This is a genomic window from Streptomyces sp. NPDC005262 (assembly GCF_042872425.1).
GTDB lineage: Bacteria > Actinomycetota > Actinomycetes > Streptomycetales > Streptomycetaceae > Streptomyces.
This window is the reverse complement of sequence record NZ_JBIAKK010000001.1, coordinates 723,581-736,572: the sequence shown is the minus strand read 5'-3', so window position 1 is coordinate 736,572 and position 12,992 is coordinate 723,581. Positions and strand designations below refer to the sequence as shown.

Annotated in this window: 9 protein-coding genes; 6 read left to right on the top strand and 3 right to left on the bottom strand. The window is 70.8% G+C overall.

The genetic code is table 11. The features are described 5' to 3' along the window. Positions 1-3 precede the first annotated feature (3 nt). Positions 4-1,200 carry an acyltransferase family protein gene (locus ACFYP5_RS03225; RefSeq protein WP_389029858.1) on the bottom strand — a complete coding sequence of 399 codons (1,197 nt, stop codon included), beginning with the start codon at positions 1,198-1,200 and terminating at the stop codon, positions 4-6. 213 nt (positions 1,201-1,413) lie between these two features. Here ACFYP5_RS03225 and ACFYP5_RS03220 point away from each other — a divergent pair, with 213 nt between their 5' ends. Both ACFYP5_RS03220 and ACFYP5_RS03215 read left to right on the top strand, forming a co-directional pair. Next, positions 1,414-2,967 (top strand): hypothetical protein, encoded by a 1,554-nt coding sequence (locus ACFYP5_RS03220; protein ID WP_389029855.1) that lies wholly within the window; start codon positions 1,414-1,416, stop codon positions 2,965-2,967. Further along, positions 2,964-5,312: a glycosyltransferase gene (locus tag ACFYP5_RS03215; RefSeq protein ID WP_389029852.1), complete on the top strand. Its 2,349-nt coding sequence runs from the start codon at positions 2,964-2,966 to the stop codon at positions 5,310-5,312. The genes ACFYP5_RS03220 and ACFYP5_RS03215 overlap by 4 nt, the downstream gene beginning before the upstream one ends. Positions 5,313-5,460: 148 nt before the next feature. Here ACFYP5_RS03215 and ACFYP5_RS03210 read toward each other — a convergent pair whose 3' ends face one another. Together ACFYP5_RS03210 and ACFYP5_RS03205 are read right to left on the bottom strand one after the other, a co-directional pair. Further along, positions 5,461-6,834, bottom strand: a complete 1,374-nt coding sequence (locus tag ACFYP5_RS03210) for a polysialyltransferase family glycosyltransferase (protein WP_389029849.1) — start codon at positions 6,832-6,834, stop codon at positions 5,461-5,463. Continuing rightward, the gene (locus ACFYP5_RS03205; protein ID WP_389029846.1) at positions 6,831-7,814 is read right to left on the bottom strand and encodes a glycosyltransferase family 2 protein; all 984 of its coding nucleotides are present in this window, start codon (positions 7,812-7,814) and stop codon (positions 6,831-6,833) included. Before ACFYP5_RS03205 ends, ACFYP5_RS03210 begins: the two co-directional genes overlap by 4 nt. A 209-nt stretch (positions 7,815-8,023) precedes the next feature. Between ACFYP5_RS03205 and ACFYP5_RS03200 the strand changes: the two genes are divergently transcribed. From ACFYP5_RS03200 to ACFYP5_RS03185, 4 genes are read left to right on the top strand one after another with little or no spacing between them, the layout of a single operon-like run. Next, positions 8,024-9,382: a DUF6716 putative glycosyltransferase gene (locus tag ACFYP5_RS03200; RefSeq protein ID WP_389029843.1), complete on the top strand. Its 1,359-nt coding sequence runs from the start codon at positions 8,024-8,026 to the stop codon at positions 9,380-9,382. Positions 9,383-9,402: 20 nt separating this feature from the next. Then, the gene (locus tag ACFYP5_RS03195) at positions 9,403-10,647 is read left to right on the top strand and encodes a cytidylyltransferase domain-containing protein (RefSeq protein ID WP_389029840.1); all 1,245 of its coding nucleotides are present in this window, start codon (positions 9,403-9,405) and stop codon (positions 10,645-10,647) included. 12 nt (positions 10,648-10,659) lie between these two features. Beyond that, entirely contained in the window at positions 10,660-11,586 is a 927-nt protein-coding gene (locus ACFYP5_RS03190; RefSeq protein ID WP_389029837.1) for an N-acetylneuraminate synthase family protein, read from the top strand. Positions 11,587-11,597: 11 nt separating this feature from the next. After that, positions 11,598-12,653, top strand: a complete 1,056-nt coding sequence (locus tag ACFYP5_RS03185; protein WP_389029834.1) for a hypothetical protein — start codon at positions 11,598-11,600, stop codon at positions 12,651-12,653. Positions 12,654-12,992: the final 339 nt, after the last annotated feature.

Genomic DNA, 12,992 nt, shown 5'->3' with positions numbered 1-12,992 from the left:
TGGTCAGGCCGGGCGGCCCGACCCGCCGCTCAGGGACCGGCGCAGCAGCGGGGTGCACCACCGCTCCACGTACCGGTGCAGCAGCCACGCCAGCGCCAGCATCAGCGCCACCGTGAGCACCGCCGTCACCGCCGCCGGGATGCCGAGCCGCCGGTGCAACGCGCTCACCACCACCCACCCCAGATGTTCATGGACGAGATAGAAGGGGTACGTCAGCGCTCCCGCGACTGTGAGCCAAGGGCGGTCGAAGCGGGCGAGGGCGCCGAGCGCGATCGCGGCGACCGCGGCGAAGCCGGCGGTCACGATCGCGATGATGACCAGTGACGAGCGGTACGAGAAGTCGTGGGGGCCCGCCGGGTGCCACAGCGCGTCCACCGCGAAGTGCTGGCCGAGCAGCCAGCTGACCCCGACGATGCCCCAGGCCGTGGCGTCCCGCCGGTTGCGGTGGACCAGGTAGAGCCCGATGCCGCCGATGAAGAAGGGGGCGTACTCGGGCATCAGGACCACATCGGCCAGCGGCTCGCCGGAGGCCTTGCCGAGCGCCGCGGCCAGCGTCCACGCGGCGCAGAACAGCACGATCCGTCGCCTGCTGGCCCCCGGCAGCACCACGCACACGGCGAAGAGGGCGTAGAAGCGGATCTCCGCCCACAGCGTCCAGCACACACCGAGCACCCGGTCCACGCCCAGTGGCTGCTGCAGCAGGGTCAGGTTCACCAGCGCATCGCTGGGAGAGACCGCGTTGTACGCCACCGCGGGCAGCGCGAAGACCAGTGTCACCAGCAGGACCGCCGCCCAGTACGCGGGCAGCAGCCTGGCCGCCCGGGAGGCGAAGAACGAGGTCAGCGACCGCCCCCAGCCGCTCATGCAGATCACGAAGCCGCTGATGACGAAGAAGATCTGCACCCCGAGGCAGCCGTAGGCGAACCAGGTGTGGGCGGTGGGGAACAGGGAAGCGGCGGAGGTCCCCCACGCCTTGGTGATGTCGCCGCCCCGGCCGCCGTAGTGGTACGCGGCGACCATCAGCGCGGCGACCAGCCGCAGCCCGTCCAGAGCGCGCAGACGGGGCCTGGATCGCGCCGGCCGGCGGTCCGCGCCGTCCGGCTGCTGCGGTGACGACGGGCGCGGTGGCGCCGGAACCGGCGCCGGTGCGGCAAGAACCCGCTCGAGGGTCCTGCCCGGATTCTCCGGAGTGATGGTCACGGCCTTCCCTTCCCACAGTGGCGAAGGGACAGGTTAGGGCGCTCCGAGGCCCCGAAACGGACGAGAGGGGAGCAGTTTCCCGTGCTGACAGGGCGAGTTCATCTTGCGGCCGTTCAGGTTTCTTACCGTGCTACGGAACCTCAAACGGTTGCCGAACATCTGCACCCCTCCATATGCCCCATCCCCCCACGGGCACCAGACGCTTGGAGCGCCATGACGAAAGCCCGCACCCGTTGGCCACGGCAGCGTGACGCGGAGGACTCGCTCCCGCCCGAAGGCGGCACGTCCCACCTCGCCACCGTCCAGCCGACGGAACTGGAGACCTGCCTGCGCGCCTGCGCCGCGCACAGCGGGAAGCTGGTCGCCGGGCTCGACCGGCGGCGTACGGCGCTCGCGGAGGCCCTGCGGAATCTGCTGGCCACCCACGCCGGCATGGAGCAGACGTCCTCCGCGGTCTCCCCGATCCCGCTGCTGCGGCGCACCGCCAAGGGTGGTGCGGGCTCCGCTCTGGTGCTCGGCGACAAGCTGCTCGACCCGCTGCTCGCGGTCGGCAACAAGGCGCTGGACTGCGGTTACGAGGACGAGCTGAAGCTCGCGATCCTCATCACGGACACCGTGCTCACCCAGCGCAAGCGCTCCCGGGCGGGCTGGCGGCTGCGGGCCCGGACCCTGGAGGCGATGGGCGCGGAGACCGCCGCGGTCGAGGCGTACGAGCACTACCTGGACCTCACCGACGAGGACGGCTTCGGGGTCGCGGCGAAGACGGCCGGACTGCGAGTGGGCGCGGAGCGCCAGAGCGAGCTGCTGCGGAGGCTGGAGCGTGACTGCCCCGAGGCCGCGGCCTTCGTCGGCGGCTCCGTCACCGATTCCTGGGCCGAGGGACTGGAGCTGCACGATCGGGGATCCTGGAACGAGGCACGGCCCCGGCTGATCGGCGCACTTCTGACCCAGGACCGGGCCGGCGCGCCGGTGCCGGAGATCCAGGAGGCCCTGGCCCAGTACCTCGGCCTCGCGCTGGAGGTCAGCGGCGCGGCGGGCAGCGGCGGCAGCCCCCGAGGCAGCGCGGGCACCGGCGACGTCGCCCCTCTCACGGACCTCATCGCGCTCTACGCCGAGCAGCGCCGGAGCCGGATGCGCGGACCGATCGGCGACCCCACCTTCGGCGGCGTCGAATGGACCACGCTCGGCGAGTTCCGTAACCGCATCGCGGGCAAGTCGATCTGCCTGATCGCCAACTCGCAGCGTGTCGGTACCGGTTCGATGGGCGCCGAGATCGACGCGTACGACCTGGTCGTGCGCTTCAACTCGTACAAGATCGACCCGTCGGCGACCGGCAAGCGCACCGACATCCACGCCACCATCCACAAGCACGGGTTCAACTGGGACCAGAAGGTCCACACCCGGCTGGTCTTCGGTGGCACCTCCGGCGACTGGAAGTACTCGCTGCGTAACCGGCTGGTGCCGGGCGCCCAGAAGTACCTCGGCGACGAATCGCTGCGCTGGCCGCTCCGCGACATCGGCAAGGTCGGCGCGGATGTCTGGCCGGCCATCCCCACCAGCGGCTTCAACATGCTGTGGCTGCTGGACTACCTGGACGTCAGCACGCAGCTCGACCTGATCGGCTTCGACTTCTACGAGAGCGGCGCCTACCGGCTGCCCGCCGCGATGAAGATGCCCATCACCTCCGTGCACGAGTACACCAGCGAAAAGGCGTGGGTCATGGAACGCGCCCAGAGCGTCACCGATATGAGGATCCGACTGCGATGACGACGACGCCCATCACGACCGGCGCGCCCGTACCCCAGGCCCCCGCCCCCGCGAACACACTCACCGGAAAGCGCCGCGTCGCCTTCGCGAGCTTCGTGGACGAGAACTATCTGCCCGGCTTCCTCGCCCTGCTGCGCAGCCTCGCCCTGTCCAACCCGGCGGTCTGCGAGGACTTCATCGTCCTGCACGACGGGCTGCGCCCCGCCTCCGTCGCACAGATCCGGGCGCTGCACCCGCGCATCGACTTCCGCCGGGTCGACGCCGCGCACTACGACACGTACGCCAAGGGCGACCAGGACAACTACCTGGTGCGCAAGGCGTACTTCATCCTCGACGTCTTCCGGGTGCGCGACTACGACACCGTGATCACCCTGGACACCGACATGGTGGTCCTCGGCGATCTGGGCGAACTGCTGACGCTGCGCGACGGGCTTGCCGCGGTTCCGCAGTTCTTCTACGGGCAGCACAAACTCAACAGCGGTCTGCTGGTCATCCAGCGCGAGTATCTGAGCGACGACTTCTGCGCGAAGATCGACGAAGTCGGCCGCAAGGGCACGTACGAACTCGACAAGCACGACCAGGGCATCCTGAACGCCGTGCTCGACGGTGACTTCGTGCAGCTCGACGCCCGCTACAACTTCGTCAAGCGGCGGCTCTCCGGCGACCTGCCGGTGCCCGACACCACCGCGATCCTGCACTTCACCGGTCGGCACAAGCCCTGGCAGGGCGGCGAGGCCGGCTACGGCCAGGCCGAGGACCGCTGGCGCGAATTCGAACTGTCCGACGCCGAGTTCCACGCCGCGTACCTGGCGCTGCCCGGCGCCAAGCACCACGACCTGCTGGTGCACTACGGCACCGCGCACGTCCGGCGCACCGCCGACCCCGAGAACGCCCGCCGGGTCGCCGCCGCACACATCGGTGCCGGTGAGTACCAGGAGGCGGCCGACCTGCTCGGCGGGGTCAGGATCCCCGTCGACGAGGCCTGGTCGCACGAGGTGCTCGGCCACGCGCTGATGAGCGTCTCGCGCTACGAGGAGGCCCGCGCCCAGCTCCTGCTGGCAAGCGCCGCCCCCAACCGGGCCGCGACCGCCTTCTCCCGCCTCGCCCAGATCGCCTGGATCCACGGCGACGACGCCACCGCAGCGCAGTACGCCCTCGAAGGGCTCGGCGTCGACCCGACGCACCGGGCGAACCGGCTGATGTACAAGCGCACCAAGGACGTCGCGGCCCCTGTCGAGGGACCGGCGGCCGAGCAGCTCGCGCACGTCGCCTTCTACATGGACCGACAGGGCAACGCCGGGGACAAGCTGCTCCCGGAGAGCGTCCGGCTGGCCTTCGGCCGCGACACCGGCCCGGCCCGCTGGCACTCCGTCCACGCCCACCGGCTCTTCGACGAGGCCGCACTGGAACGGGTCAACGCCCGCCGCGGACTGGTCATCGGCGGCGGCGGACTCTTCATCCCGGACACCGCGCCGAACGGCAACAGCGGCTGGCAGTGGAACGTCCCCGACGAACTGCTGGAGCGTATCGACGTACCCGTCATGGTGTACGCGGTCGGGTTCAACGCCTTCGACGGCCAGGCGTACGGCCACGGCCGGGACCGGTTCCTCTCCTCGCTGCGGAAGCTGGTGGAGCGCGCCTCGTTCTTCGGGCTGCGCAACCATGGCTCGATCGAGAAGGTCCGCGAGCTGCTGCCGACGTCGCTGCACGACAAGGTCCGCTTCCAGCCCTGCCCGACCACGGTCACCCGGCAGCTGGTGGACGGCTGGACCGACCCCGTGGAGCGCGAGAACACGGTGCTGATCAACGCCGCGTACGACCGGTCCGGACTCCGCTTCGGCCACGACTACGCGCACTTCCTCGCCGAGATGGCCACCGCGGTGAAGGAGCTCGGCAAGCGCGCCGAGGTGCAGTGCGCGGCCCACTCGCTGGACGACGAGCGCATCGCGTTCGACCTGCGCCGCGAGCACGGCATCGCGCTGCCGGTGATCCCGATGTACGACTTCGAGAACGACGAGATCCGGTCCACGTACGCCCGGACCAAGCTGGTCATCGGGATGCGCGGGCACGCGGGCATGATCCCGTTCGGCTGCGGGACGCCGATCATCAGCCTGATCTCGCACCCGAAGATGGCGTACTTCCTGTCCGACATCGAGCGGCCCGAGTGGGGTATCTCCGTCCATGACCGGCACCTCGGGGCGCGGCTCGTGGAGCGGGCGGCCGGGCTGCTGGACGACCATGCGGCGGCGGTGGCCGACGTGCACGGGCGGCAGCAGGAACTGTGGAAGGTCACCGAGGCGAACGCCGCGGACCTCCGAGTGATCCAGGGCGGCGTGCGCGTCTGACGACACGACGAAGGGGGCGGGGCGCCGACCGGGCACCCCGCCCCCTTCGCCTTGCCGTCGATCGCCGGGCGGGCCCGAAGCCCGCCCGGCGATCGAGGAGACAGCGGCCCCGGTCGACCGGCCCCGTCTCCGGTGGCCGCACGGCCACCTACCGTCGCACGACCCTCCGCAACGACTTCGCCCGTCGCGCGACCCTGCGCACCGCGGCATTCCGCGGCAGGAACGCGAACTGCGCGGGCACCCCGCCGGGCAGCCCCAGCGAAGTCAGCCGCTTGCGCTTGAAATAGCGCCAGGTCGTGGCCGTCAGATGGGCGGAGAGATACCGCTCCGCGGCCGACCGCAGCTGCGGATAGATCTTCGGCTGCATCGTGAAGCCGACCGCGGTGATCAGTTCGTTCAACTCGGCCGGCGCGACCGCCACCCCTTCCGTGACCGCGCCCCGGTCGCCGAGGTCGGGTACCACCGCGTCCACCAGCGTGACCGGGACCCGGTTGCTGTTCTCGAACGGGGACAGCCGCTCCAGCAGCGTCTCCGTACCGACCCGTGCCACCGGCAGTCCGTAGAACGCGGACGCCGTGAGCAGCGCGGTCGAGAAGCAGCCGACGACCAGCGCCGGCCGCATCCGCTGGTACAGCACCTCGGCGAGTACCGGCGCTGTCAGCACCCCCGAGTCCAGCACGGTCAGCTCCGCGCCGAGTTCGGCCGCCTCCGTCTCCATGGCCTGCGACCACTGGGCCGGGGCCGTCGGATGCGGCTTGAACACCAGCCGGGTGTGGCCGAGCTCGACCGCGCCCCGCATCATCCGCAGGTGCAGCTTCTCCTCCTCCGCCGCGCTGATCAGGCCGAGCGCGGAGAGGTACTGGCCGAGCAGCAGCGCGGGCGCGTCCACGGACGGCACGTTCGCCGCGACATCGTGGGCGTCGCCCAGTTCACCGAGCACCTTGAGGAACGCCTCGGTCGGCACGATCTGCGACGTCACGCCGAACTCGGTGAGCAGCAACGGCTTCAGCCCCGGCACGAGGTCGAGGTGGAGCAGTCGCCGCACCCGGGTGCCGATCAGCGGGTCGATCTTGTTCCTGGTCGGGCCGTAGCTCATCAGCCCGTCCGCGTACACATCGATCGGTACGCCGGTGAAGATCTCGGCGATCGCCATCGCCGGGTTGACCTGGATCGACTCGATGGCGAGCTCGATGTCGTCGTCGCCGAGGCCCCAGGCGAGGCGCAGATGCCGTTCCCAGAGCGGTACGTCGTCGGGGCGCGGGGCCCAGCCGCTCGGATGGTGGGGGGCGATGGTCGCGTTCCAGGACACGACGTCGTCGAACCGGCCGCGCAGCGCGTCGAACCCGGGCATCGCGTCGACGGCGGGTGTCGTCTCCGGGATCGCCGCGTTGTTGGAGACGAGCAGGATGCGGCGGTCGGCGTCCGCGAAGACGCCCGCGTCCAGGGCGGCGGTGAGCGTGGCCGCGCCGTAGAGGGTGGAGGCGAAGAAGATCTGTGTCGTACGGGTCCGGCTGCTGCTCATGCGGCCGCCACCTCCTTGGCGGTGACGGGCCGCCGGCGCAGCCGGCGCAGCAGGCTCGCGCGCTGCAGGTCCATCGAGTCGAGGGCGTCGTCCAGCACGTCCTGCGGCATCCGCTTGAGCGCTCCGGCGCTCATCGATTTCAGGGCACGGGCCACAGAAGGTTCGAACCTTTCCATCGAACTCATGTGATGCGAAATGATCGCGCAATAGGTACGGACCGCTTTCGGCAGGAGTGCCTGCGCATCGCGGTCCGTCGCTGTTTCCCGTACGACTTGATCAAATGAGCGGATGAAATCGAGCTGGCGCACGTCGCCGATCTGGGTCAGTGACGAGGCGACGCCACGCCGGTAGAAAATGCCGAGAAGCCCCAGCACCGCAAAGGAATCCGCCTCGCGGTGCAGCCGCCAGATCCACGGCCGGTCCTCGGCGGTACGCAGACCGTCCGTGAAGTGCAGCAGACCGCGGTCCAGGAGCCGGCGGTGGTAGAGGCCCGCCCAGGCGTACGGATAGTCGACCGAGGTGGTGCGCCCGGCGGGCAGGATCGCGTCCCGCGGGTCCATGACCTCGCCCCTGCGGCCGTGCGGGACCCGGTGGACCGTACGGGTCCTGCCGTCGGCCTGGACATGGTCGGTACGGACGAAGTCGCAGCCCAGCGCCTCGGTCCGGGCGAGCAGGTCGGTGTAGAAGCCGGGTGCGAGCCAGTCGTCGCCGTCGAGGAAGGTGAGGTACTCACCGCGAGCCGCGTCCAGACCGGTGTTCCGGGCGGTGGCCAGTCCGCCGTTCTGCTTGTGTCTGCGTACGACCACCCCCGGAATCTCGTCCTCGGCGCGGCGGAGTATGTCCGCGGTCCCGTCGGTCGAACAGTCGTCGACGAGGATGAATTCGAAGTCCTCGCGGGCGTTGGCCCGCAGGCTTCTCAGGGTGTCGGGAGCGTATGTCTGCACGTTGTAGAACGGCACGATTACGGAGAGCTTAACCACCCTTCACACGCTAGGGGGGCGCTCGTCATTTGCACTGGCCCCAGGAGGGACGGCAGGTGAACGACGAATGTCGGAATGGTGAACCGGCCCGAATCCGAGTGGATTACGGGGCTTTTGTGGAGCTGATTCGCCAACAGTCGGCGGGCTGTTAACCATCTGTTGCCGCCACGTTGGGCCGCCAATCGAAATGCCTTCCTAACTTCTAGGACGTGCCCCCACGTACCAGCAAGACGACGGCGCTCCGGGTAGCCGTACTGGCCGACTCGGACACCCGGTGGAAATGGGGCGCGCTCACCGCGCGCCGCCTGACCACCGGGGCCCCGGACGCGCCCCGGGCAGCGGACCGGCCGGTCGAGATCAGCGGCCTGCTGCTGCGCGGCCGCGCCACCCCGACCCCGCGCCAGCTCGCCGAGGTCGGCGACGTCGGGATCGAGACCGGCCGGGTGCGCGAGGTGACGGCCGTCGAGTTCCTGGACACCGTGCGCAACGAGGGGTACGACATGGTGGTCCTCGCCCTGGTCGGCGGCGCCGTCCAGGCGATGCTGCACGGCCTCGCCGCCCTGCGGCTGGCCGCCAGGCCCGTCGTCGTCACCGGCTATGTCGGTGTCGTCTACGAGAAGCTCGCCGACGGGCTGCTGCTGCGACACGGGGCGGACGTCGTCCTCGCCAACTCCCGGCACGACGCGGAGCGTTTCCGCGCGGTGTACGAGGGAGTGGGCGCCGACGCCTCGGCCGTCACGGAGGCCGCACTGCCGTTCCTCGGCGGCGCGCCGCACCGGCGGCAGGAGGGCCGCGACACGGTCGTGTTCGCAGCCCAGCCCTCCGTACCGGCCTCCCGGGCCGACCGGACGTACCTGCTGCGCCGGCTCGTCGAGCACGCCAGGCTGCACCCCGACCGCGAGGTGCTGCTGAAGCTGCGCTCCAAGCCGGGTGAGCACACCACACACATCGAAGAACTTCCGTACCAGCGGCTCGCGGAGAAGCTTCCCGGCGGGCTGCCGCCGAACTTCAGCCTGGTGTACGGGCACATGGGCGAGGTCCTCGACCGCACCGACCTGCTGGTCACGGTCTCCTCGACCGCCGCGCTGGAGTCCCTGCACCGGCGCATCCCGACCGCGGTCCTCACCGACCTCGGTGTCCGCGAGACCCTCGGCAACCACCACTTCATCGGCTCGGGCCTGCTCACCTCGTGGGACCGGCTCGACGGCGGCTCCCACCCGGAGCCCGACGAGAAGTGGCTGGCCGGCCAGGGTGTCGCCGCCGACGGCACGTACGACACGGCGTACGACACCGCTCGTGCCCGCGTCGACGCGCTGCTGGCCGAGCACCGCCTTCCCGACCTGACTCCGTACTACACACCCGCCACCGCCCCCGGCTACCTCCCCGGCATCCTCGCCCGCCACCACCTGGCCCCGGACGGTCACCCGTTGCCGGGCGCAGCGGCGCCGCGCGAGACCGGCGGGGTGCGGGGCGCGGTCCGCGACGCCGTCCGGGAGGCGGCGCGGGGGGCGTACCGGCAGGGAGTCCAGCGGGTCGCCCCCGTGATCCGGCGGATGGGCGAACTGTGAACACCACTTCAGGAGCAGAGATGACCCCGACCCCGACCGTGCTCGCCGTGATCCCCGCCCGCGGCGGATCCAAGGGCGTCCCTGCCAAGAACATCGCCCAGGTCGGCGGCATACCGCTGGTCGCCCGCGCGGTGCAGGCCTGTCTCGGATCGACTGAGGTCACCGACGTGGTCGTGACGACCGACGACGCGGCCATCGCCGCTGCCGCACGGGCCGCGGGTGACGCGCTGGGTGCTTCCGAACGGCTGCACTGCGTGCAGCGTCCCGCGGCCATCGCGGGCGACAGGTCGAGCAGCGAGGACGCCGTGCTGCACGCCCTCGACGCGTACGAGGCGATGCGCGACCGCACCGTCGACGTGGTGCTGCTGGTCCAGTGCACCAGCCCGTTCCTCACCCGCGAGGACGTCGACGGCGTGGCCGCGGCGGTCGCCCGCGAAGGCGCCGACACGGCCGTCACCGTCGCCCCCTTCCACGGCTTCATATGGCGCGACGGCACCGCCGTCGAGGACCACGCCTACGGTGTCAACCACGACAAGGGCGTCCGGCAGATGCGGCAGGACCGCCCCGAGGACCTGCTGGAGACCGGCGCGGCGTACGCGATGAACGTCGCCGGGTTCCGTACCCACCGCCACCGCTTCTTCGGCGACACCGCGCTGGTCCGTACCGACCCCGCCCGGGTCCTGGAGATCGACGACCCGCACGACCTGGCCCGCGCCCGCGCCCTCGCGCCGCTCCTCGACCCGTCGCCGCTGCCGACCCGCGACGACATCGACGCGGTCGTCCTCGACTTCGACGGCACCCAGACCGACGACCGTGTCCTCATCGACGCCGACGGACGCGAGATCGTCGCCGTCCACCGAGGCGACGGCCTGGGCATCGCGGCCCTGCGCAAGGCCGGGCTCGACCTCCTCATCCTGTCCACCGAGCAGAACCCGGTCGTCGCCGCCCGCGCCAACAAGCTCAGGATCCCCGTCCTGCACGGCATCGACCGCAAGGACCTCGCGCTCAAGCAGTGGTGCGACGAGCAGGGCATCGCGCCCGAGCGGGTGCTCTACGTCGGCAACGACGTCAATGACCTGCCCTGCTTCGCCCTCGCCGGCTGGCCCGTCGCCGTCGCCAGCGCCCACGACTCGGTACGCGCCGCCGCGCGCGCCGTCACGACCACCCCCGGCGGCTTCGGAGCCATCCGCGAAATCGCGGCCTGGTTGCTCGGCCCCACTCTCACAAACCACCAGTCCACCCCCACCAACAACACCACCAAGTAAGGAAACACCCCCATGAGCACCTCCCGTCTGCGCACCCTCGGCACCCGCACCGCCGGCCCCGGCCAGCCCGTCTACATCACTGGCGAGATCGGCATCAACCACAACGGCGACCTCGACAACGCCCTCGCGCTGATCGACGTGGCCGCCGAAGCCGGCTGCGACGCCGTCAAGTTCCAGAAGCGCACCCCGGAGATCTGCACCCCGCGCGACCAGTGGGACATCGAGCGCGACACCCCCTGGGGCCGGATGACGTACATCGACTACCGCCACCGCGTCGAGTTCGGCGAGGCCGAGTACCAGGCCATCTCCGACCACTGCGCCAAGCGCGGCATCGACTGGTTCGCCTCCCCGTGGGACACCGAGGCCGTCGCCTTCCTGGAGAAGTTCGACGTCCCCGCCCACAAGGTCGCGTCGGCCTCGCTGACCGATGACGAGCTGCTCCGCTCGCTGCGCGCCACCGGCCGCACGATCATCCTCTCCACCGGCATGTCGACACCGCGCCAGATCCGCCACGCGGTCGAGGTCCTCGGCAGCGACAACATCCTGCTCTGCCACGCCACTTCGACGTACCCCGCGAAGGCGGAGGAGCTGAACCTGCGCGTCATCAACACCCTTCAGCAGGAGTACCCCAACGTCCCGATCGGCTACAGCGGCCACGAGACCGGCCTCCAGACGACCCTCGCCGCCGTCGCCCTCGGCGCCGCGTTCGTCGAGCGTCACATCACCCTCGACCGCGCCATGTGGGGCTCCGACCAGGCCGCCTCGGTCGAGCCGCAGGGTCTCACCCGTCTCGTCCGCGACATCCGTACGATCGAGGCCTCCCTCGGTGACGGCGTCAAGAAGGTGTACGAGTCCGAGCTCGGCCCGATGAAGAAGCTCCGCCGCGTCGCGGGCGTCGTCGCCGAGGCGGCCCCGGCCGCCGAGCCGGCCGCGGTCTGACGGGCCGACCGGTGAACCTCGCCTTCGTCGAGAGCCCGGTCCAGCTCCTGAACGTCCTGGAGTGGGCCTACACAGAGGGAGGCGACGACCTGGTCCGCTCGGACATGACGGTCGTCGTCCTCTCCCCGGTCGACCCGATGTCGCGCGGGCAGCTGCGCCGGATGGCGGAGCTGGCCCGCGACGAAGGCGCGACCGTGCGCTGGCAGGAGGCGCGCGGCGGCGCGGGTGCGCCGCTGAAGACCCTGCGCGCACTGACGGGACTGCTGCGCAGGGCGGACCGGATCGTGATCGGCGACCCGTTCTCCCGCTATGTGCAGCTGCTCCTCACGATGGTCCGCGCCCGCCACCTCACGGTGGTCGACGACGGCACGGCCACGATGGAGTTCGTCGCCCAACTGGCGCGCGGCGAAAGACTGGTGCGCTGGCACCGGCGGGGCAGCTCCGGTGCGCGCGATCTGGTCCTGGCTCCGGTCACGGCCACCGCCCGCCGCCGTTTCACCCCGTCGAGGACCCGTACGGTCGAGGTATTCACAGCGATGCCGGTCGAGGCTCCGGCCGGCATCACGGTCACCCCCAACACCTTTTCCTGGACCCGTGCCCGCTTCGGTCCGCCACTGCTCACCCGGGGCTCGGACCTGGTCGGTACATCCCTGGTCGAGACAGGCGTCATCGACCAGGAGCAGTACCTGGAGGCGGTCTCCGCCCTGGCCCGGACCCACGGCGCGACCCGCTACTTCGCCCACCGCCGGGAGTCCGCCGACAAACTCCACGCCCTGGAAGCCGCCACCGGCCTGGAGATCGTCCGTCCGGACCTCCCTCTGGAACTCATCGCACGCCGCGGCCCGATCGGCCGCACGGTCCTGAGCTTCCCGTCCACGGTTGTCCACACACTGCCACTCGCGCTGGTCGGCACGGAGGTCAAGGTCGCGGTCTGCGACGTCGCCCCGGAATGGCTGCGGGACACGGCTTCGCCGCGCGCGCAGGGATTCCTGAGCGGAGTCACGGAGACGGCGCGCGACGTACAGCGGCTGGCCCCGTGGCGGGCGACGGCGGTCACGGAGGCGTAGCGGCCGGCGGGGCGTGCCAGGCGCACGGCCCTGTCCTCCATCGACGACGCACTGCTGCCCACGCACTCTCCAGCTTCGTGCCGGACGGTGCGGAATGCGTCGATCGGCCGGCTGTCTCCTGCGAACGCGCCACGAAAAGGCCGGAGTCACCCGCTTTCGAGCAGGCACTCTCCACGGTGTCGCCCACCGGAGGAGATCCTTTTCATCGATGACGCAATACATTTCCGCGGTGCGGCCCGCATCGGGGGCATGGGAACGCATGCTCGCGGAGCGAGCGGACAGGCTGCCTCCCGGGACCGGTCATTTCCGTCGCTCCGGCCGTCTTCCTCACGCGGCTCC

Coding starts and splice junctions, on each gene's coding strand:
- ACFYP5_RS03220 (WP_389029855.1), top strand. CDS start 1,414: ATGACGAAAGCCCGCACCCGTTGGCCACGGCAGCGTGACGCGGAGGAC.
- ACFYP5_RS03210 (WP_389029849.1), bottom strand. CDS start 6,834: ATGAGCAGCAGCCGGACCCGTACGACACAGATCTTCTTCGCCTCCACC.
- ACFYP5_RS03215 (WP_389029852.1), top strand. CDS start 2,964: ATGACGACGACGCCCATCACGACCGGCGCGCCCGTACCCCAGGCCCCC.
- ACFYP5_RS03190 (WP_389029837.1), top strand. CDS start 10,660: ATGAGCACCTCCCGTCTGCGCACCCTCGGCACCCGCACCGCCGGCCCC.
- ACFYP5_RS03195 (WP_389029840.1), top strand. CDS start 9,403: ATGACCCCGACCCCGACCGTGCTCGCCGTGATCCCCGCCCGCGGCGGA.